Annotated in this window: 23 protein-coding genes; 11 read left to right on the top strand and 12 right to left on the bottom strand. The window is 43.5% G+C overall.

What is annotated here, in order from left to right; genetic code table 11:
- Window positions 1-77 precede the first annotated feature (77 nt).
- Window positions 78-1,460, top strand: a complete 1,383-nt coding sequence (locus L3V36_RS01905; protein ID WP_208774170.1) for a PLP-dependent aminotransferase family protein — start codon at window positions 78-80, stop codon at window positions 1,458-1,460.
- A gap of 316 nt (window positions 1,461-1,776) precedes the next feature.
- Complete coding sequence (cqsA, locus tag L3V36_RS01900; RefSeq protein ID WP_208774168.1) at window positions 1,777-2,958, top strand: alpha-hydroxyketone-type quorum-sensing autoinducer synthase; 1,182 nt, start codon at window positions 1,777-1,779, stop codon at window positions 2,956-2,958.
- 187 nt (window positions 2,959-3,145) lie between these two features.
- Here cqsA and L3V36_RS01895 read toward each other — a convergent pair whose 3' ends face one another.
- The 5 genes from L3V36_RS01895 to L3V36_RS01875 form a co-directional block, all read right to left on the bottom strand.
- Window positions 3,146-5,194 (bottom strand): hybrid sensor histidine kinase/response regulator, encoded by a 2,049-nt coding sequence (locus L3V36_RS01895; RefSeq protein ID WP_208774166.1) that lies wholly within the window; start codon window positions 5,192-5,194, stop codon window positions 3,146-3,148.
- A gap of 255 nt (window positions 5,195-5,449) precedes the next feature.
- Complete coding sequence (locus L3V36_RS01890) at window positions 5,450-6,265, bottom strand: TauD/TfdA family dioxygenase (RefSeq protein ID WP_102482019.1); 816 nt, start codon at window positions 6,263-6,265, stop codon at window positions 5,450-5,452.
- A 276-nt stretch (window positions 6,266-6,541) separates the two neighbouring features.
- On the bottom strand, window positions 6,542-7,117 hold the full coding sequence (locus L3V36_RS01885) for a hypothetical protein (protein ID WP_102482018.1): 576 nt from the start codon (window positions 7,115-7,117) through the stop codon (window positions 6,542-6,544).
- A 24-nt stretch (window positions 7,118-7,141) separates the two neighbouring features.
- Window positions 7,142-8,329 (bottom strand): alpha/beta fold hydrolase, encoded by a 1,188-nt coding sequence (locus L3V36_RS01880; protein WP_102482017.1) that lies wholly within the window; start codon window positions 8,327-8,329, stop codon window positions 7,142-7,144.
- A 37-nt stretch (window positions 8,330-8,366) separates the two neighbouring features.
- Complete coding sequence (locus tag L3V36_RS01875) at window positions 8,367-9,293, bottom strand: SDR family NAD(P)-dependent oxidoreductase (protein WP_108091309.1); 927 nt, start codon at window positions 9,291-9,293, stop codon at window positions 8,367-8,369.
- Window positions 9,294-9,571: 278 nt separating this feature from the next.
- Here L3V36_RS01875 and L3V36_RS01870 point away from each other — a divergent pair, with 278 nt between their 5' ends.
- Window positions 9,572-10,147 (top strand): TetR family transcriptional regulator, encoded by a 576-nt coding sequence (locus L3V36_RS01870; RefSeq protein ID WP_017095235.1) that lies wholly within the window; start codon window positions 9,572-9,574, stop codon window positions 10,145-10,147.
- A 44-nt stretch (window positions 10,148-10,191) separates the two neighbouring features.
- Entirely contained in the window at window positions 10,192-10,548 is a 357-nt protein-coding gene (locus L3V36_RS01865) for a DUF5329 family protein (protein ID WP_208774164.1), read from the top strand.
- 259 nt (window positions 10,549-10,807) lie between these two features.
- Here the strand turns inward: L3V36_RS01865 and L3V36_RS01860 are convergent, their stop codons facing one another.
- Window positions 10,808-10,969, bottom strand: a complete 162-nt coding sequence (locus tag L3V36_RS01860; RefSeq protein ID WP_181258297.1) for a hypothetical protein — start codon at window positions 10,967-10,969, stop codon at window positions 10,808-10,810.
- Window positions 10,970-11,096: 127 nt separating this feature from the next.
- Between L3V36_RS01860 and L3V36_RS01855 the strand changes: the two genes are divergently transcribed.
- Window positions 11,097-11,498, top strand: a complete 402-nt coding sequence (locus L3V36_RS01855) for an ACT domain-containing protein (protein WP_102482014.1) — start codon at window positions 11,097-11,099, stop codon at window positions 11,496-11,498.
- 106 nt (window positions 11,499-11,604) lie between these two features.
- Here the strand turns inward: L3V36_RS01855 and L3V36_RS01850 are convergent, their stop codons facing one another.
- Together L3V36_RS01850 and L3V36_RS01845 are read right to left on the bottom strand one after the other, a co-directional pair.
- Entirely contained in the window at window positions 11,605-13,491 is a 1,887-nt protein-coding gene (locus L3V36_RS01850; RefSeq protein WP_029405847.1) for a methyl-accepting chemotaxis protein, read from the bottom strand.
- Window positions 13,492-13,835: 344 nt separating this feature from the next.
- Entirely contained in the window at window positions 13,836-14,552 is a 717-nt protein-coding gene (locus L3V36_RS01845; RefSeq protein ID WP_102575164.1) for a DUF1826 domain-containing protein, read from the bottom strand.
- A 291-nt stretch (window positions 14,553-14,843) separates the two neighbouring features.
- Between L3V36_RS01845 and L3V36_RS01840 the strand changes: the two genes are divergently transcribed.
- From L3V36_RS01840 to L3V36_RS01815, 6 genes are all read left to right on the top strand, one after another.
- A complete protein-coding gene (locus L3V36_RS01840) occupies window positions 14,844-15,416 on the top strand; it encodes a YceI family protein (protein ID WP_017094299.1) in 573 nt (190 codons plus the stop codon).
- A gap of 405 nt (window positions 15,417-15,821) precedes the next feature.
- The gene (locus L3V36_RS01835) at window positions 15,822-17,012 is read left to right on the top strand and encodes a YbfB/YjiJ family MFS transporter (RefSeq protein ID WP_208774162.1); all 1,191 of its coding nucleotides are present in this window, start codon (window positions 15,822-15,824) and stop codon (window positions 17,010-17,012) included.
- A gap of 50 nt (window positions 17,013-17,062) precedes the next feature.
- Complete coding sequence (locus L3V36_RS01830; protein WP_208774160.1) at window positions 17,063-17,719, top strand: glutathione S-transferase family protein; 657 nt, start codon at window positions 17,063-17,065, stop codon at window positions 17,717-17,719.
- 171 nt (window positions 17,720-17,890) lie between these two features.
- Window positions 17,891-18,586, top strand: coding sequence for a VC0807 family protein (locus L3V36_RS01825; RefSeq protein WP_102441734.1), 696 nt, complete (start codon window positions 17,891-17,893; stop codon window positions 18,584-18,586).
- Window positions 18,587-18,958: 372 nt separating this feature from the next.
- Complete coding sequence (locus L3V36_RS01820) at window positions 18,959-19,234, top strand: HU family DNA-binding protein (protein ID WP_004734824.1); 276 nt, start codon at window positions 18,959-18,961, stop codon at window positions 19,232-19,234.
- 40 nt (window positions 19,235-19,274) lie between these two features.
- Window positions 19,275-19,421 carry a hypothetical protein gene (locus L3V36_RS01815; RefSeq protein ID WP_004734823.1) on the top strand — a complete coding sequence of 49 codons (147 nt, stop codon included), beginning with the start codon at window positions 19,275-19,277 and terminating at the stop codon, window positions 19,419-19,421.
- 96 nt (window positions 19,422-19,517) lie between these two features.
- On the opposite strand, the gene L3V36_RS23845 is transcribed toward L3V36_RS01815, so the two are convergent.
- From L3V36_RS23845 to L3V36_RS01800, 4 genes are all read right to left on the bottom strand, one after another.
- A complete protein-coding gene (locus tag L3V36_RS23845; protein ID WP_265131695.1) occupies window positions 19,518-19,652 on the bottom strand; it encodes a hypothetical protein in 135 nt (44 codons plus the stop codon).
- Between the two features lie 110 nt (window positions 19,653-19,762).
- Window positions 19,763-20,008 (bottom strand): hypothetical protein, encoded by a 246-nt coding sequence (locus tag L3V36_RS01810; protein WP_208774158.1) that lies wholly within the window; start codon window positions 20,006-20,008, stop codon window positions 19,763-19,765.
- 8 nt (window positions 20,009-20,016) lie between these two features.
- The gene (locus L3V36_RS01805; RefSeq protein WP_004734820.1) at window positions 20,017-20,697 is read right to left on the bottom strand and encodes a Crp/Fnr family transcriptional regulator; all 681 of its coding nucleotides are present in this window, start codon (window positions 20,695-20,697) and stop codon (window positions 20,017-20,019) included.
- 125 nt (window positions 20,698-20,822) lie between these two features.
- Window positions 20,823-21,551, bottom strand: a complete 729-nt coding sequence (locus L3V36_RS01800) for a nucleoside phosphorylase (RefSeq protein ID WP_102482009.1) — start codon at window positions 21,549-21,551, stop codon at window positions 20,823-20,825.
- Window positions 21,552-21,553 lie beyond the last annotated feature (2 nt).

Below are 21,553 nucleotides of genomic sequence, written 5' to 3'. Positions count from 1 at the left end.
GTATCCCTTGAACAATAAAACCAGTACAGATACAATTTTCATAATAAAAACCAGTACAGTTAATAACGGTCGTGACAATGAGCATCTACAGAAAGCTAGCCAATCAATTTATCGATGAAATAGAAACAGGCAAAAGACCGGAAGGCGGACGCATGCCTTCGCTTCGTCAATTGGCCAAGCAACAGGCGATCAGCATGTCGACCGTGGTGAGCTGCTACCAAGAATTAGAATCACAAGGTTGGATCCATTCTCGACCGCAAGCGGGATATTTTGTTTCTCCTCATAAACCTGCTCACTCAACCCCAGAGTGGGCACAGTTTGAGAGTAAGGTGTCCAGCGTTAGGCAAACCTCATCGACTCACAACTCAATCAATGGGCCTTTAGGGGTCTCTAGCACCACCAATGATGAACAATCGATTGTAGAACTGGAACGTAGTTTCCGCCGCGCTATTAGGCGTATGAGCAACAGGCTCAACCATTACCCAGATACACAAGGTGAGCCGATGTTACGACAGGCATTATCCACTCATTTTGCCAAGCTCGATGTTCACTTTTCACCTGAAGAGATGGTGATTACGGCTGGCTGTATGTCTGCGATTAAGGCCGCACTTGAATCTTGCACTAAAGAAGGCGACACCATCGCTATTAGCTCGCCATGTTTCAACGGTATTCTGGAGTTGCTCGGACAAATGTCGCGACAAATCATCGAGATCCCGTCTCTAGATGATGGTGTCGACTTGCAACAACTGGAAGCGCATTTGAAGAATAAACGAGTGGATGCCGCGATCTTTTGTACCTCTCATATGAACCCTCAAGGGATCAACATGTCGGCTAGTCAAAAGCAAAAGCTTGCTGAATTAGCGAATCACTATCGAGTGCCGATCATTGAAGATGATGTGTATCTGGAACTGTCCTACTCCTCACACACGCCGCTGCCAGCAAAATACTATGACAAAGGCGGCTATGTATTATGGTGTGGATCGGTATCGAAAAGCCTCTCACCGAGCTACCGATTAGGATGGTGCTTACCGGGTAGGTTTATCAACGAATACAAGGCTCAGTTTTCTGCAGCAAGCTATGGCGTTGCCCTGCCGACTCAGCTTGCGGTTGCTGACTTTATCGAATCTGGTCAATACGCAAAACACGTTCGAAGAAGGTGTGCTCAAATCCTTTCATTACGCCAGCAATACCTAAGCTATTTAGCTCAGCATCTTCCTCAAGATGTGAAGATAAGTAACCCACAAGGTGGCATGGTGCTTTGGCTGCAAATACCCAACTTGAACCAATCAACCTTTGCTCAGGCAGTTGCCGACCAGAACATTGATATCAGGCTTGGACACCTGTTCAGCACTCTCGACCTTTACAGCAATTGCTTACGCATCAATATTGGTTACTCGTTAGAGAGGAAAGCCAAGCAGCAATTGGACGACTTAATAGAACTGATTCACATTCATAGTTAATACGTGCTAATCCATAGCTAATACGTGCTAGTTAATAAACAAAGCTAGCACACCGTAGCTTTTCATAATCGACCTTTTCATAGCCATTCGAACACCGAATTTTAATAGCCTTTTATCATAAAAAAGAAGGCTATTATTCCCATCTGAACTAGGTTAAAGCCCCGAACCGTAAGGAAAATCACTCGCCTCAAAACCCTTAAATACTGAGTTTGCAAGCACGCACAAAAATATGCAACTTGGCTAATGACACCTCACTTTTAATCGTCAATATACAGCCGTCAGCGCTGGCGTTTTCCTGTATTTGAAGAGAACTATTATGAGTGATAAAACAAAAACCAAACCACTACCTTCCTTTATCGAAGAACGCTTGAACTTCTATATTCAAGACCTAATTACCCAGAACCAAAGCCAAAAGCATTTGGTTTTGGGTAAACGTCCACCACGCAACGCTGTTGTCATGCAGAGCAATGATTACCTAGCGCTGTCACACAACAAGCCGATCCAACAAGCTCACCAAGCGGCGATCAGTGAACACGATGACAACGTGGTGATGTCTGCAATTTTCTTACAAGATGTGCAGTCTAAACCTGCGTTCGAAACTGAGCTCGCGAACTATGTCGGAATGGAGAGCTGTTTGCTTTCTCAGTCTGGCTGGGCTGCTAATATGGGGCTATTGCAAACCATCTGCCCACCGGGCACACCGGTGTACATTGACTTCTTTGCACACATGTCGTTATGGGAAGGCATTCGCGCTGCAGGCGCCCTCGCCCACCCGTTTATGCATAACAATATGAATCACCTGCGCAAACAGCTAGAGCGCCACGGCTCAGGCGTTATTGTGGTCGATTCAATTTACAGCACCATTGGGACAATCGCCCCACTACGCGACATCTACGAAATGGCGCAAGAGTTTGATTGTGCCGTTGTCGTTGATGAATCGCATTCACTGGGTACGCATGGGGAAAATGGTGCTGGCTTAGTTCACGCATTGGGTCTCACTAACCAAGTCGACTTCATTACCGTTAGCTTGGCTAAAACCTTTGCCTATCGTGCAGGTGCTATCCTTGGGCCAAAGCAGCTTTCAGAAACCTTACCTTTTGTCGCGTATCCAGCTATTTTCAGCTCGACCGTGTTACCACAAGAGGTGGTTCGTTTAGAGAAAACATTAGAGGTAATAAAAGGCGCAGAAGACAAACGAGAAGCCTTATTCAAAAGCGCTAAATCGCTTACTACTGGCCTCAAACGGATTGGCTTTAACATCCGCAGCGAGTCTCAAATCGTGGCACTAGAATGTGGTAGTGAAAAAAACACCGAACGTGTTCGTGATTTCCTCGAAGCGCGTGATGTATTCGGTGCCGTTTTCTGCCGCCCCGCGACGGGCAAGAACAAAAACATCATCCGCTTTTCGGTCAATGCCGACATGACACCAAGAGATATTGACCATGTGCTCACCGTTTGTCATGAAGCGTACAATCATCCGGAATTAGAGTTCGTGTGATTGTAAGGGCAATTCACACAACAGGATTCTTTGAAAGATAAGACCCCTTCCGATAATCAATATAAACGGCAGGACTGAATGGACGCTATCACGTCGTTAAACAAAAAGAGCCCAGCAATTCGCTGAGCTCTTTCTTGTGTTTATGTTCGCTGACAAAATGGCCGTGCGCATCAATCTATAGCATTCACTAAATCCAGTGAGCAATCTTATCGAACAGTCTGTTTTTATCTGCCGGTTTGACGATAAAGTCTGACATGCCTGACGATTCCATTTTCTCTAAAGTGACTGGCGAGCTGTCACCCGTGTGAGCAATAATTGGCACTGAAGAGTATGCTTTGTTAGCGCTTCGAATTCGACGAGAAGCTTCCACTCCATCCATGATGGGCATTTCGATATCCATCAGAATTAGATCGATATCATCGCTGTCCAACGCGTCTAAGGCTTGTTGCCCATCTTCTTTCTGCACGACATCAAAACCCTGCTTTTCCAATAACATCGCGGTAAATCGGCGCAGAGATTCGTTATCATCGACCACCATGATCGTGCGCTTATTGGTAGCCTCTAACGGTTTTACAGAAACTGATGGCATCACATAGTTGGAGTCGAAAAGTAAGCGTTCAATGGTCGCCTTGGTATTCAGTAGCCAAACTTGTGTTTCCACCCAAATAGGTTCAAAAGCAACGTTTCGGACACGTTTAATTGGGTGATGTTCATACAAATAGATGATTCGAGCTTCAGTGAATGAAAGTAAAGATTCAATCCTATCGAGGCAACTTGCTCTTAAATCCAAGCTCTCCATGTCAACGAAGATCAAGTCGAATTCGAACTGGTATTCCTTATTTTTAAGCGCTGATGCTACATCCAACACCGTGAGCTCAAAACCCATAAAACGGGCTACCTCAGTCATTTTATTGGTGAGAACTTTCTGATCACTCACCATTAGCACAGTCTTAAGTTTAGTCAGTTCACTCTTGATTTCTTTCACCGAATGGGAAGACAACGATGGAAAAGTCATCGTGAACTGTGTCCATTGATCCACTTCAGACTGACATTTAATTTCACCACCAAACGAGCGCATTACCTTCTGACAAAATGGCAAACCTAAGCCGTAATTACCCGATTGGCCAGTAGTATAAAAGTCCTGGAAAATGCGTCGAATCACATCATTTGAGATGCCTGATCCGTTATCGGTAACCATTATTTGATTGGCCACTTCATCACTACACATAGTGACATGAATATGAAAATCTTCAGGGCTGCGATGGTGGAATGCGTTCTTGAACAAGTTATACATCACGTACTTCAACAAAGTGTCGCTACCCAAGAAATCAAAGTTACTCTGTACGTCTAAAGATATTGCTGATTTATCGGCTGAACGCTTGTAGTTAAAGCTGTCTATCGCACCCTCAATCACCGCTTGAGCTGAATGCTTCTTGAAGGTAGATCGAGATACTCGGTTTTCATCAATTGAAGTCAGTAACAGGTCAATCGTCTCGTTACCTGAGTGAATGATCTCCATCGCTTCATCGCCCACTTCACGTAACTGTATGACTTCTTCGTTGCTTAAAGCATATTGCCCTTTGTGATCACCACTTTTAGGGTTCGGCAATATGGACTGCATAACATCAATAGAGGTCAACAAACCGCTCAGGGGGTTTCGCATCTCGTGCGCGATACCGGCTCCAAAAGATTTCGCCAACGACACCTTATTCTCGTGTTCCATCTGATTGCGGAAGTAGAACAAGTTGCCAAATAAGTAGATAAACAAAAAGATTGGCACATGCGTCCAATCCATTGTGAGTTCTAGGTAGAAATCTTGTGCAACCCAAGCGCACAAGGTCGCCATCCCAATACCGGCAAAGGTTTGTGCAAACATCACTCTCGTCACGTGCACTAATAAAATATGGAGAAAAATGGCCGACATGAATGACATAACCCAAACGTTGGACCAATTATTCATGAGTAGCATGTAGAAGAAGAAACCTGGCAAACAGATAGTTACAGCAACTTGATAATAAGCCGGAAGATATTTTCGCCATTCAAATGGGACACGATTGCGATAGATAATGCCGAAAAATAACACTGAGCAAAACAGACGCAGCATTAAGTTTTCATAAGGTTGAGGAAACAAGAACTCCCACACTATGTAGTAAATTGGGAAGCCGACAAAGCCCATCCAACCCACGAGAGTAAGGTTTGGTTCTGCGTACTGATAAACTTTACGAATAGCGTTCATACGAAATTCTTTATTCTCTAAGCCCTAACGTTTACTAATTCTATGGTTTGATTTTTATTCTTATATTTTGGCGTCGATTATATTACACATCACCTCCGAGCAGTGAGGTTTCAATCAAATATGTATCAACGCTTTTGTTTTAATTATTGACTTAGATGAATGAAGTCTCAGTTTTATACTTTAATTCAGACACTAAACCTGAGTTCCTAAGATTTGTCCGCTAGCGCTTACACCAATTCCCCCTCTTACTTACCATTATGTCACTGTAACGCGATGCATCTTTCTTGGGGTATCGTCGTAATCGATCACCGCATAGTGCTGAGTCACTCGATTATCCCATATCGCTATTGATCCCTTTTCCCATTTGAAGCGCACCTGATACTCTGGACGTCGTGCAATTTCAAACAACTGGTTAAGCAAAACATCACTCTCTTGTCGGTCGAGTTCATTGATATAACGAGTAAACTGCTCATTGATATAAAGTGTTTCTTTACCTGTTTCTGGATGGCTCTGAACAACAGGATGGATTACTGGTGGATTTTCCTGTGCGGTTTTAATTAACGACTTATGCCAATCAAGCTCAATTTGATCCGACTCTATGCCTTCAAAAGCCACCAGCGAGTGAGTCGCCGATAAGCCCCTCAGCTTTGCTTTCATATTTTCATCTAATGAATCAAACACAGCGGTCATCGAACACCAAATCGTATCTCCGCCTACGCTTGGAATATGTTGAGCATGCAGCAACGACGCTTTCGATGGCAGTTTTCGCCAGGTTAAGTCGGTATGCCAATAACTTTCCATCGGAGCATTGCCCCGCGTTGTTTCAATCACACTGACCTGAGGTGCACTTTCCACGCGAGGAAAAAACGGATGTGCTGGCTCAAGTTGTCCAAAACGATCTGCAATCATCAAATGCTGTTCTGGTGAGAGTACTTGATCACCTAGGAAGATGACTTGATGGGTAATCAGTGCCTGATACACCTTATCGAGTTCATCAGCACTGCATGTGGCGAGATCGACTCCATGGATTTGCGCACCGATATGAGGGGTAACTTGTTCTATTTTCAACATACTTTCGCTTATTGATGATGTGACATTTCAGAGTCAATTTGGATACTGACTAGTAAACCGGACAAATACGCCATTTCTTTCAATCCTACTCGCTATAAAAGCAAAAAGCAGTTTTCCGAATAAGATCAATGATCTTGTCTCGCCTAAAACTTAAAAGCCCCAGTCTTCAAGCTGTTAAGAACAGCGTCAATACTGAGGCTCTGAGTTTGTTATGTTTTTATCTATTCACTATTCACTATTCACTATTCACTATTCACTATTCACTTAGGATATCGACTAGCGAGTCGTTGGTTTAACCATTTGCCATTGAGATAACGCTTTGTCAGCAACACTGCACTCCTGCATATACAAGCTTCTCCATCGGTGCGCCGCACTGTAGGTCACTTTAGATACATCGCCGGCAGTAATACAAAGGTTAGAACCCACCAACTGGACCTGTTTATCCTCTGTAAACTCAAACGTTTGGAACTGAGTGGCTTTCAAAAATGGTTCGTCGACGTGGCAGCGTTTTAACATCAGCGCATTGTAAGGTAACGAATTATTATTAACGCCCATAACCGTTACGCATGCCTCGAAAGCCGGAAAGAACAATGTCCCATCATCTCTATGGGTCACCGCCTCATCAGCGTACAAGCCTTCTTTGCAATTGTGCGTCAATAACGGCAAATCGAATCTTACATAGTCACCACTTCCAGCAACATCAATACAATAGCCGTCTTCCCTGTCTAACAGATCAACCAACTTTAAGTGTGAGCCCGTTTCCTTCCAATCTGCGCTTGCTGGGCCAGTAAACAGAAGCGATAGCAGCGATATCATCCCCACTAGCAATGCAGGGTACGGTGTTTGATACATTTGAGTGTCCTTCTAATATCGACTCTACAGGGCAGTGATAGATTTGGCGTAATCCAACATTTCGTCAAAATATGGATTGTAGGTTAGCCTCGCATGAACTTTCCCTTCTTCCTTGTATCCCCAAGCCGAATACCACGGTTCATCACTATTTAAACAAGCTTCATAATCAAGAGGATCGGTGCTGTTATGGCACATTTGGAATTCACCATTAGCGCCATAATAGAAATTATCTTCACGGTACAACAAGCTCATGTGAGAGAAGTTACTGATGCGTTTTGACGGCACACGACTGTCGAAATGAACAACGCGTTTATCTAGAGTATCTGGCTTATCTCCAAACCAAATAAATCGGCTGTTTGCATTGGTAAACTGTGTTTCAAACAGTCGAAGGACCTCAGTCACATTAACGACACTGTCATCTTGGGTGACGGCTAAAAATGCGGGCCTGTCGAAAGGTTTCCTTTCTAGGGATTTTTGAACCTCGTAACTACTCCAGTAATACTGCGCAAAGCCATTCAAAGGTACGCTGTTGTATTTCATTTGATTGTTGTGATTTTGCGGATCGTCTTGGAACACCCAATCCACAAATAGAGCGCCAGCAGGTGCAAGGAAATCAATGTCACTGTCAGATTTAAACGCGGGAGAAAACAGATACAGAGCCTCTATGCTTGGATCGCTATTCGCATAATCTGTCACCAAATTCGCGCCAGTAGAGAACCCAGATAAAGAAACCTCGAGCCCCTCTTCCTGCATAATTTCAACTTGATTTTTAACCGTATTTTCCCAATCAGATATACTTATCGGCACTAAATCGGCGGGACGACTGCCATGTCCCGGAAGCAACACACTACGTACTAAGTAACCGTCATCAGCGAACTCTTTAGCAACATCGACAAAAGACCATGGAGAGTCACCTAAGCCATGCACAAAAATAATGCCTTTTTTCACCGAATTTGCTTGGTTTGGCAAGATTTCAAAAGGGGTATTATACGAAAGCTCCGCTGCATGATCGTCTTGCAAAAACACTCGATTCACTTCGAGCCAAGCTTGAACGTTTTGTTGATATTCGGAAAACGAATCAAACTGTTGCACTGGAAATGCACTTGCTGAGGTGTCATAGAGCGGATGATCATATTCTTGCTCGCTGCTAATACATCCAATCAGCAATAAAGCACAACCTATGATCACAAGAGCATTGAACTTATATTTCATAAAAATATTAACCTTAATGTATAACGAAACTTCATTTCTATTTTCCAGATAACTTAATGTCACACGCTTGCAGGTAAGGTGCGGTAATCGATTCAAGTTGGTCCCACAGCTTCCTAGAACCAGACGCATCACAACCAGGATCACTCTCAGGTAAATCAACCAAACCAAATACATTGTGCCAATAACTTCCTCTTGGGAGATCTTGCGTTGCAGCAATCAGAGAGGAATGGGAACCTTGCTCTTCCGACACAAGCTGCTTAGTACGAAGCCATGCGAGAAGCCCTTTTTTACTTCCCGCAAAACCACTGGCAACCACTCCGGGATGAACCGCAATTGAGTGGATATTTGGGTAACGCTCTGATAACTCCCGCACTTGCCATAAATTCCCCAGCTTGCTTCGTGAATAAGTACTGGATGTGCCATCAAAAGGAATATCAGCCGCACATTCATTTTCCATAATGTAAATATCCCCACTGGCAATAACCAGACGAGCACCGTCAACCAACATGTTTTTCTGCATAAGAAGCCGATAAAGAATGTGATGACCTAACACATTGACTGAAAATGTTTTTTCATAACCAGAAGGCGATATTTCAGCCTTTTTAGACACCAGCCCCGCGTTACAAATGATAATGTCGAATGGCGTCTCCCCTAGTTGTTTTACAGCAGTGACAATACTCTTGGGATCCGCAAGATCCATATAGATTGACTCGGCATGAAGAATGTCATCCGTCGCATCCGATAAGCCTCTCGCTAACGATGTCACCCTCGCACCTTGAGCAAGTAAGGAACGAGTAATGAACTCGCCAATGCCAGCGGTTCCGCCCGTTACAAGTACCCTTTTCCCATCAAGCCTTGGTAACTCAGAGCAAGCATGATGTTTTCTTTTCTGTCCAATAATGGCCGATATCACTCGGCGATGCCTGCCCTTCGGGGGAGGGCTGGCAATCAAACTTAATGGCATAGTGATGCTCCTAATGGATTAGATAGTAACAAATGACAATTTACAATAAATGTCATTTGTTACATTGTCAACGCACCAATTTGATACAAGAACACATTAACTCTTATGTCTAACGGCAAGAACTTATGTATAACGGCAATAACCTTTGCATTAAACGATGACCTCGTTTGACTGAGTAGACGGTAATCGATAGCATCAAGCTAATACTGTCGTTATCGAAAGTTCTTACTTTCAAAGCCTTAAATAAGGGTTTAGACACAATTTATTGGTAATTAGAAATGCTTACTAAAGAAAAGATATTAGATGCATCGGAAATCGTTTTACGTAAGTTCGGCCCTAGAAAAACGACTGTTGTTGACGTAGCTCGTGCCCTTGATGTGAGTCACGGCACTGTTTACCGACACTTTGCAACTAAAGCGGAATTGCATGAGGCGATAACATTAAGATGGTTGGAGCGTGTGACTGCGCCATTAACTGAGATCACACTTAGATCTGAAAGCGCATCAATAAGACTTCGAGAGTGGTTTGAGGCATTAACGGCCATTAAGAGAAGCATTTTTATTGGCGAGCCTGAGTTGTTTGAGTCGTATTCATCATTGGCACAACAAACACCAGAGCACGTAAAATCAAAACACATCAACCATCTGTTGCAGCAAGTTGAGTCGATTTTGAATGATGGCGTTACAGAAGGTGCCTTTGAGATTGAGGATTGCGCTATTACTGCGCGCTGCTTCTTTTTCGGTACCGTGCGTTACCACCACCCACTTCATTCATCAGAATGGAAGAGCGACACCATTGAACAAGAATTTACACAGCTTTTTTCTTTGTTAGAGAAAGCTATTTATAAACACTGATTCCTAATCGTTCTCTGTAATAGCCGATTAGATGGGAGAGGATGATGGTGAAGCGTACACGGTTTCTATGTGGGTTGGTGGTCAGCCAATTGCTATCGCTGAATCATGCATTCGCCTCTCCTCAACAAGAGATTGACCATCTGCTTACCTTTGTTGAATCAACGCAATGCAAATACGAACGAAATGGCACAATTCATAACGGACCAGAAGCGGCCGCACATATAAAAAAGAAAGCCGATTATTACGCCGACGATATTGAGTCTGCTGAAGATTTTATCGCGTATTCAGCAACAAAAAGTATGTTGAGTGGGCGCCATTACCAAGTTCACTGTGAAGGCAATACATCGGTTAGTAGTGAAGTTTGGCTAAAATCCGAACTTGATGATTTTAGGTCTCGCTAACTTTTTAGCTTTCTTACTCTCTAATGTTCAGCCCTGTTAACTTACTGCCTTGCTAAAGACTAAACAACAAGTACACAAACAAAAAAAGAGCCCCTAAATAGGCGCTCTTTTCGTTTTTTGATACTTCCTGTATCCATAGACAAGTCCAATCTGTAGTACTTTCACTGAAAGCCAGATCATCGATATCTCCAGTTGTGTATCAACTTAAATCTAGCACACAATCTTAAAGCTTTTCTGAGACACAACCGAGATAATGAATTTAGTGCCACTCCATCTCACCACTTAGCACTTTGGAACCCAGTTCTAGGTCGCCTTCCGTTGCCTTGAATTGTGGGTATGCTTTCTTCATGTAATCACTGATATCAACAGACGTTGGATTGCTTGTGTTTACCAGTGCGTTTTCAATATCTGCAAGATGCAAGCAAGCTCTAAATTAACAATACTGATGTGGGATAAGTATTATTAATTTTACTTATGCAGAGCTAAATTCTATCTTGGCTGCATTATCCAACACCATAAACAAACGCGATTACACAGGGAAAAAGACGATGACTGCCATTACCGATTTAGACATTTTGTTAAAGTCCATGTCACCAGAGCTCATTGAAGGTGATTATGTTTTTTGTACTGTAGACGGGGGATTGGCAGATTATGTTCAACTCGACCCAATAGCGACCTTTCGTGAAAAAGAAGGCTTAACACTTGTTCTGAAAGAAGAAGTTGCGACCAAAGCTCAGCTAGACTTCGACGGTGTATTTGGCCTGATAACTTTATCGGTACATTCGAGCCTCGAGGCGGTTGGATTAACAGCGGCCTTTGCCACCAAGCTTGGTTCTTACGGCATTAGCGCCAACGTGATTGCTGGCTTTTATCACGACCATATCTTCGTTCAGAAAGACAAAGCTGAAGCCGCAATGAGTGCGCTTAGAGAATTTTCAGAAACGGATTAGTATAGAATTCTATTGTTCACAGACACAAAAAAAGCGACGTAATCTACGTCGCTTTGGCTTATTGCTTTCTGTTCATTCACTGATCAGGCATCAGCGAGTGGAACAGTTAAGCAAGCTTAAAAGTCGCCACTTTGTCACTTAAACCAGCGGCTTGGCTCTTAAGTTCGTTCGACTCAGTTAAGCTGTCCTGTGCGCCCACAACTAGGTGGTCGGTAACATCTTTAATGGTCGTCACGTTCTGGGTAATTTCACCCGTCACATGTGTTTGCTCTTCAGCAGCCGTCGCGATTTGAGTCGCCATATCGCTGATCAAAGCAACCGCCGTGTTGATCTCTTCAAGCGCATGCGAAGCTCTGTCTGCATCTTCTACTGAATGTATCGCCAGTTTAGAACTGCTCTCCATAAGCTCAACCGCTTGCGCCGTTGTGCGCTGCAGAATATCAATTGTTGATTTGATCTCTTCCGTTGAAGAGTGGGTACGCTGTGAAAGCACACGTACTTCATCCGCTACCACAGCAAAGCCACGACCTTGTTCACCAGCACGAGCCGCTTCAATCGCCGCATTCAAAGCAAGCAAGTTGGTTTGCTCAGCAATACCTTGAATCGTGGCGAGTACTGTCGAGATCTCTTGAGCATGCTTGTTTAGCTCGCTGATCACATTACCTGCTTCGTTCACTTCATTGGCTAGGTTATTGATAGAACCTTTAGTGTCGACGACCAGAGCGTGACCACTGTTAGTGCTTGTCGCTGAGTCTTGTGCCGCTTTTGCTGTTTGCTCGGCATGCGATGCAATCTCTTGAGTTGCACAGGCCATTTCCGTTACAGCCGTTGCCACCATTGTGATTTCTTGCTGTTGATGGTTAAGCTCATCCACAGAACGGTTCGCACGTTGAGTACTTTGCTCTGACTGGCTATTTAGCTGTTCTGACTGCCCACGGATATGGCCAATCAACTGCTGTAAGCTTCCAACAAAGGTATTGAAGTTATGAGCCAACTCGCCCACTTCATCTTGGTTTTCTACATGAATGCGTTGAGTCAAATCACCGCTACCATTCGCGATTTGCGCCAATGCTTGAGATACGTGGTTCAACGGACGGAATAGAATAGTACACAAAAGGTTAAACAGTATGGTACATACAATGACGACCAGCAGTGTCACTAAAACTTGACCAATCACTGCATCAAATAACGGTGCAACCAGAGAGTCATGATTAACAACACTCACTGTAATCAGGCTCGTTCCGTCAATAGCACGTGCGTACAGAACATAGTCGCTGCCATTCAGCTCGATAGAAGTGTCTTTACCGCTAGTCAGAGCCTTTTGTACATCGGAGAAATTTAACCCAAGTGAACTGATATTCTTGTTCAGTAACTTAGTGTCAGGGTGCGTATAAACCGTGCCTTTGTTGGTCGCGATGAACATGTAACCTTCACCTGGAAGAATCACCTGCTCTAGACTGTTTAAGATGTCTGTAATTTCTACATCAGCACCCAACACAACCTGTTGCCCATGCAGTTGCATTGCTGTTCCTAATGAAACAACGTTCGCCCCAGTTGCTGCAGCAACCGTTGGGTTATCCATGAACACCTTGCTTGGGTTCGCAACCGCATTGGTGTACCACCCCCATAAACGGGGATCATCATTGCCCGGCGGCAGTACTACTCCGTTCGCGTTCTTTTGCGAACCATCAGGAAATGCCAAGAAGACATTATCAAAAGAAGCTGAGTCACGAACCTGTTTTAGATGAGTCACCAAGCTTTCTTGTTTGGATTCTTTCGAAAGAGAAGTAAGCGCACGCTCTTTGGATAAGATCCAATCCGATACATATTGATTGTAAGAAGCCGATGCGCCCTCTAAACGCTGTTCAACTTCTGTATCCAACCTTTGCAATGAAGCACGAAAAGACAATGCCTCGACCAAAATCCCCCCCAGGATAATGGCCATACTGGCTGAAATCGCCAGCTTATTTTTAAGCGAGAGTTTCTTGAACATAGGAAACCTATAATTTGGAAGTAAAAAACCGTGGCGAACAAATTGGTTGCCAAAGCGGTTTGCAAGCGGGATATATTTTACGCTTTAAAATAAATTAAGAAACCAGCTAACCGGTTGAATTATTCATATGTGTGAGTAAGAGCACGCATCGTAACCCATTGATTTAGAGAATGGTGAACTCTAAGTTTTGAATTAATGTGCTAAACAAGGTCAGCTGATGGGTGTCTTTGTTTGGCAGTAATAACGGCACAGCTCGCGCTATGCCGTTAGCTCATTAGGAAGGTATTTAAATGTGTTGAACGTCTGAAAAGAAACAGGCCGTGGACTAAATAGTCAAAAGTTGATCAACCAAAGTCCAACGTCAGCAATAATCGTGTCTCGTCAGATGAAGTAACGGGAGAACGATGCACAAGACCTGCATTTTCGTTGCCACTCCAGCGCTCCCCTTTTAGTAACGCCACATCACCGCTCGAAAGTTGTTGGATATCTGACTCATGATTGTATAAGCCTGACGCTGAATCTGGCTGTCCGTTAGCCCCTCGCCCTAGCTTAGAACGGTCGACTAAGTCGTTTGACAACCATTGAGTCGCAACACCATGATAAGTGGTCACTAAGCGGCAAGGTACTTGGTCAAAATGGAAACGAGGACACATCGCCTTATTCAGAACCGCCAAACGGAGCCCTACTTCTTCAAGATCGAACAAACAACAGAACATATCCACCAGCTCTGCCATGTTTTCTAATAACGCTTTAGAAGCGGTTCCGTCGGTAGCAAATTCCAATTTATCGTAAGCCTTGTCTGGTGACAGGCTAATAGACTTACTGAAGCTAGGATTCGAGGCGATGAATTCACTAATTGCCATAGTTAAATCTTCATTAAACTGTCGCTGCCATACCACTATATTAATATCACTTTGGTAGATATCCGCTAATACCGTTGGCTGCTCAGAAGCGCTAAGTCCTGGCTTATGATGCGCCTGATCCTTGATACTCACAACGGAACTAATGTTAAGTGGCTGATTGCTATTCGTTATCAAAGGCTTTGTTAACACGGCATTCATTACGTCATCTCCTTGATGCATGCTTATCGTTTCTCTTTTAACACTGCAAACGTCGTTCACAGTAATAGTGACTTTTGGTTATGTTATAACATAACCAAATTTGCACAAGTAACTTTGCCGATCATGGTTCCAATAATATGGCGATGCTCTAGCTTCGTCAGGTAATTTGATGAATGCTGAACTAAGCTTCTATCTATCTTTTTCTAATTTACCTTTAGTTCAAATAAAGACTCCAAAAATGCACGACTCGAGAACGTTAAACTTGTGAATTCATCAATGTGGTGACAACTTATGAAAAAACTAATCTCTACACTCGGCCTCCTATGCACCGTTATCTCCGCTCAATCTTTCGCGGAAACGGGCTACACGTTAGACCCCAATTTATCGAATATCACGTTCGCAACCATCAAGAAGCAGTTTGTTGTTGAGCCCGCATCCATCAAGCCTTTATCTGGTGGCCTTACCGAAGCGGGTCAATTTGCCATATTGTTGGATATGAAAAGTTTGAGTACTGGCGTGGCTATTCGCGATCAGAGGCTCAATGAGCTTTACTTTGAATCGATGACTTTCCCTGAAGTGAAAATCTCTGGAAAAGTTGAACCGTCAATGTTGTCTGGTGACCCAAAAAGAACAACCATTGCAGCGGAGGTTACCTTGCACGGCGTAACAAAAACGATTGATTTTCCCGTTTTAATCGTTCCATCAGAAGAGTTAGTGATGGTCAGTTCAGCCTCGACAATCATCGTCAATGGCGCTGATTTTGGAATATCGACAGACAACTTGAACAAGCTATCAGCTACCGTTGGTGGGTTAGCGATTTCCGACAAAATCCCTTTAAGCTTCAATCTGCTCTTCGATAAATAATGGGTTCACACCTAGCCAGTTAGATCTTTCTTAATTCACATTCATCTATCGTTTAAGGTGGATGAATGTGAGTTAGAGCCGGCAAGTCAGTACACAGTTCTAGATAAACAAATCACTCATGTTCAATTAAAGCGGCCGGTCGTCCAACTTTAGTCTAACCATTAATCACTCAATTCTACGGTGATTAAAACAATCGCTTATTGCCGCCCCCTAGGCAGAACAACACATCCACCTAAGTGTTTAAACACACTCGCTATTTACCTATCTCAAACTGGTTTTAGATGAGAAAATTATATGACTAACCGCCTAGTGATATTGATGGTGAATGATGTCAATATGCAAAACTAAACAAAGATCTTGTCCTAGTGCTAGAACATCTAGCTAAACCTAAAAAGAGCCCTTTTCATGCTGAATAAACACATCGTTAATCGAGACAGCTTGGCTGGAATGGGGGCCACTCTAATAGGCAACGGGATCGGTAGGTTTGCCTATATAGCATTAATGCCGGCGCTCATTCAAAGTGGTTGGTTTAGCGAAAGTGATGCATCTTACCTTGGTGTCGCGACCCTTCTTGGGTACATATTGGGTGCACCTGCTGCCAACATACTGCTGCGTTACTTTAGTGCTGGGCAGTTAATTCGATTCGCTATGTTGATAAGCAGTTTTAGTTACTTAGGCTGTGCGCTACAGGAGGCGCCCTTAACATGGTTCTATGTTTGGCGAACTTTGGCTGGAATTGCGGGTGCCTTATTAATGGTTGTCGCCCCACCAGTGATTGTCCGAAAGTTTAATCCCGATGTGAAGGCGCGTGTCAGCGGTGTCATATTTTCAGGCATTGGAGTTGGTGCGATGTTATCAGGCACATTAATCCCAGTACTGATCTATTTTAGTGTGGTGTCGGCTTGGATTGGCATGGGAGTGATCGCATTAGTCACAACGATACTGACTTGGAATGCATGGCAAACCCAACCTAATACGTCTAAAGCGCCTTATATAAAGTCCTCCTTCTCTCAGCTCTCAAAGCCAAAACTAATCAGCGTTGCGCTTATTCTGGCGGCGTATACCTTCGATGCTATCGGCTACTTACCCCATACCTTGTTTTGGGTTGATTACATCGTGCGAGAACTGGGTATGTCGTTCAGCAGCGGTGGTTTGTTCTGGGCAACCTTTGGTATTGGCGCCGCCATTGGACCATTGATTACAGGCATCTTAGGAGACAAGTTAGGGCTTAAAAAATCCCTCTGCATTGCATTTAGCCTCAAGGCTTTAGGCGTCGCATTACCGCTTGTTAGTACACACCCTATCGCGCTGTTAATTTCTTCATTACTGGTTGGTATTTTCACGCCGGGAACGGTAACTCTAGTGTCGACTTACACGTTGGAGATTGTAGGCTATGAACTGCATACCAAAGCGTGGGCAGGAATGACACTCTCTTTTGCTGTATCACAAGGTGTGGTTGGGCTTTTGATGGCGTACTACTTAAATCATATGGCTTCATACGACGTGTTGTTCACCGTTAGTACTGCTGCTTTGATGCTGTCTTCGGTGTGTACCTTAATGACTGTAACTCACTCTAAGCCTGAACACTTGACCTAGATCTAAGCTAGCTTCCTCAGTTCATCTGACGAATACAATAAAGGATTATCATGCAACTCTACTTAAATGAAACCTCCCCGTTTTCACGCGTGGTCGCAGCAACTGCGCTTCTATCACGCTGCTCTCCTTTGTCTTTTGTTTGGGTTGATCCATGGAGCTCCCCGGCCAATCTAAAAAGCGTCAATCCGTTTTGTTTAATTCCAGCACTCAAACTTGAAGACGGAACAGCACTAACGGAAAGCTTATGCATTTGCCAATACCTAATTGAAACGTACCAGCCTCAAACGCTACGTCAGGTAACGTTAAGTCGTGCCAATGAAATGCAAACATTAGGAACAGCGAAGACCTTAATGGAGATCGCGTTTAGAACCGTGGCATTGACTCGCTATACAGACAGTGACAATGCGCTTATCCATAGAGGGCAAGAAGGTATGGTTGCCGCCCTAGAGCAACTTGACCAAGAGATAAAAAAACAAGGACTAGAATCCCTTCTGAACGACAACTTGGCCACCTTGTATCTCCATGTCGCTTTAGATTACATCCAGTTTCGACATACTGAATTGTTTGATGAAGTGGACAGCCGCAACATCATCGATTTTTTACACCTTTCTCCGTTCGCAGACGTACTGAAACTTATAAGCATTGAGAGTTTGGCAAACAAGTCTGATTATGAAACGTTGCTTGGTTCGTTCGGTCGGGATACCTAAAAGCATCCAGAACTAGAATGCGTAAAGTCTTGAATTCAACGTGACATAGGCTCAGAGATGTCGTTGATGTCACATGTCGTTACACAGCATGACGTGTTAAGGCTTTACATCTTGGGCGAGGTAAACAACAATCCCTGAGAATAAATCCATAACATAATGTATTTAGAAATTATGAGTAGTACAGAAAACAAAAAATCGAGTCCTCTTTTCGAAGTCGTATTTAACGTCCTTCTTCCTTCATTCATCTTAATGAAGTTCAGTGGAGAGGAGCATCTCGGAACAGGCTTAGCATTACTTGTCGCCCTTGCCTTCCCTATTGCTTACGGTGGCATGGAGTTAATCCGCAACAAGAAGTTCAACTTCATCGCGGCGCTTGGCTTCATCAGCGTGTTATTAACGGGTGGCATTGGTTTCTTCGAACTAGACACTCGTTGGTTAGCGCTAAAAGAAGCATTAATCCCCGGCCTAATTGGTTTAGCGGTTCTTGGATCGACCTTCACTCGCTACCCGTTTATCCAAAAAGTTATCTTTACACCAGCTCTGTTAAACATCTCTCTTATTGAAGAGCGTTTAAGACAGTTCGGTAACCAAGCAAAGTTTGATCGTTGTCTAATGACATCGAACTACCTATTCGCAAGTACCTTCGCTTTCTCTTCTGCGATGAACTATTTCCTAGCGACTTGGATTGTGACAAGCCCTGCCGGCACTGCAGCCTTTAATGAAGAGTTGGGTAAGCTCACGCTATACAGCTACCCAGCCATAGCTATCCCTAGCATGCTGATGATGTTAGGTATTTTCTATTACATTTGGCGCCAAGTTCGCGCTATGACGTCACTAGAAACAGAGAAAATCTTTATTACTAAGTAGATCTTACCGAACTAACTTAGTGTCTCGTCCTAAAATAGAAACACACACCAAAAGCTCAGCACATTCGCTGGGCTTTTTTGTTTCTGCTCTCTCATTTATCCGACAAGTGATACGCTGAATTATGATTAGCTTTCTCAAAAAATGAGAGATAACGTTCACCTTTCCCATACTAGCTTGATAGCTAGCATTTAAATTACTGATAGCTAAAGAACTGCATTCGGTTATACTGAAAGATGATTTAACGCTCAATCTTGTTGATTACTTTACAAAACCCTGCCTAGGTGTTAACACTATTTCAGCCCTTATTGCTAAGATAGAACAAGCTTGGCCTTAAAGTTAAGCGCCAGCCGTACTCAATAAGGAATATAGAATATGAACAAATCTCAGTTGGTTGAACACATCGCAACTTCAGCAGACATCTCAAAAGATCAAGCAGGTTCAGCGTTAAACGCACTTGTTGAAGGTATCTCTAACACATTGGCTAAGGGTGATGATGTTGCCATCCTTGGTTTCGGTAGTTTCAAAGTTAATTCTCGTGCAGCTCGCACTGGTCGTAACCCACGAACCGGAGAAGAGATTCAAATCTCAGCATCAAAAACGCCTGCGTTTAAAGCAGGTAAAGCACTAAAAGAGTCATGTAACGCTTAGAGTAAATACGATCTCAAAGCAGAATCCAAGGAAGATTACTATGTCTATAACCAAAGAAAAAGTTAAAGCTAGCCGCAGTAAAAAAGCAGGCAAGTCAACCAAAGCACAAGCCGAAACGCCCAAGACTCGTCAACGCATTGAAGAGCTTATGGAAGAGCGTGAATTGGCAAAACTGTTAGAGTTATAGTTTGTTATTCTTCTAATGCCACTGCAGCCTTGCAGTGGCATTTTTGATTTAAGAAACAGCGCTTCACTAATCAAGTGCTTATACCGATTAACCCTTTCAAGCGACCTCTTTCTGCAATTCAGTCACCCCATTAATGCGTTGATGCAATTTGGTATCGATAGTCAACGAGATTAGAAAACTCAGCAATGCAATAATAGCTCCTGTAACAAACACCCATTGATAGCCAGACATCCACACCACTCCCAATAGGATCGGTAAATACAACATTGCTATATGAACGTTACTTTTTCAACTACCAAACCGCGTGAAGTGTGATGACACAGTTGTTCAATTTTTGAATATTAGGTAAGTAATTCAGTCAGATTGTCATACGTACCCAAACCACCCTTTTCACTATCATCATTTTCATTGTTAGTTATAAGAGTCAGGAAAATGTTCGCAACACTAATGTGTTGGTGCAGCGTTTCTTTTTTGAGGTGAATATGAATGTCGTTCGCATGGGAATAGAAGCCAATACCCATAAAAATAAGGGTAAGTACAAGGCGATAATTAAGTTTACTATTCGTGCCCTGTTTTACGATAGTCATTCTTTTTCTTACTCGTACGAATCAATAAAGGCTCGGAGTGCTTGCTGGTCAACAATTTCCAACCCTTGGTCTCCTTTTCTGATGAAACCCTTGTCTAGTAGGTCTTTAACCGCTCTTCGATACACTCTGCTCGATGTGCCAAAACGTTCCGCTTCTTGATTCACTTTATCGAAACCGCCTAACACAGTATTTGTCTGGCTTTGAACCAATAAGTCGTAGGCAATGTTGTAGGTAATTGAGTGTAAAAGACGGTTAGTGTAAATGCCCATAGAGTCTTGATAATCTTCCGCTAATGCAGAGGCAAAGAAGAACATCATCTCCGGATTTTCATGTAGTGCTTCTGCTAGTTTCTGAATGCAAATGACATCAACTTGCATGTGTTCGTCAGCCACTACGTTCCACTGACAAGGTGTCTGAGTGAAAAACTCCATCTCACCGAAGATATGGTAATCGCAATTCACCTCACCCAATTGAAAGCGTCGCCCATTAGCCGCAGAAATACTCATAGAGACTCTCCCTGCGGGCACTACATAAAGATACTGAAGCTGCTCACCTTGACGTAGGATTTCATCGTTTTGATTGAAGTAACGAGAGTTAACTTGGTGTTGGTAGATGAGATCTCTAAACTCAGAGCTTTTTTGTTCTAAGTAGTTTTTAAAGCGTCCGCTTGAGTATGGTGCAATCTTCATACTTACTCTCTCATTGCATTACTGCTGTTTATATTCAAACGATTGTAACCACTTAAACCACAGGAGAGAACCCAATAAAAAAGCGACGGTCTCCCATCGCTTTCGTCTTGCATTTATTCAGGCTCTTATTGAGTAATTAATGCTTCCAGTGCCGCTAATGATGCTAGCCGCTCTCCTTGCATCATTGCCTCTGCCTCATCGACATATTGCCCAACGCCCTCCTTTACATCTTGTTCGTACAAGACAACATTGTTCAAGATAGAAGCTACATTAAGCCCTCTCAAGCGTCCCACGGTAAACAGCGCGGATGTTTCCATGTCTGCACCTAAAATGCCTTTGCCATTCCAGTACTGACAAAGCGCCTGCTCGTCATCGGTATAAAAACTGTCGTGTGAGCGTACCGTGCCCAAATAGTAAGGTGTTGTTTGCTGCTGCAAGAACTTGTCTAGCTCTTTAAGCAGAGAGAAGCTTGCATAGGCGGGATACGACGGCTTAACGTAAGCGGTAGAACCACCCTCATCGCGAACCGCGCCCTCTGCAATAATTAGCTCACCAAGCCCGATATGTGACTGCATCGCACCTGCAGACCCTACTCGAACGATATGAGTGACACCACAAAACTTAAGTTCTTCTACCGCAATGATCATTGAAGGTGCGCCAATACCAGTGCTGCAAACTGACATCGCTTTCCCTTGATAGGCACCAGTGAAGATTCGATACTCTCTGTTCTCAGAAACCATCTCGGCATCTTCAAGCAAGCTCGCGATTCGATTCGCTCTATCAGGCTCGCCACAAACAATGACTAACGGAGCAATTTGCGTTTCATCAACGCCGATATGAGGTTGCTTTGCCATCT

This window comes from Vibrio sp. G-C-1, assembly GCF_021728015.1.
GTDB classification, from domain to species: domain Bacteria; phylum Pseudomonadota; class Gammaproteobacteria; order Enterobacterales; family Vibrionaceae; genus Vibrio; species Vibrio splendidus.
This window is presented reverse-complemented; position numbering and strand designations above follow the sequence as displayed.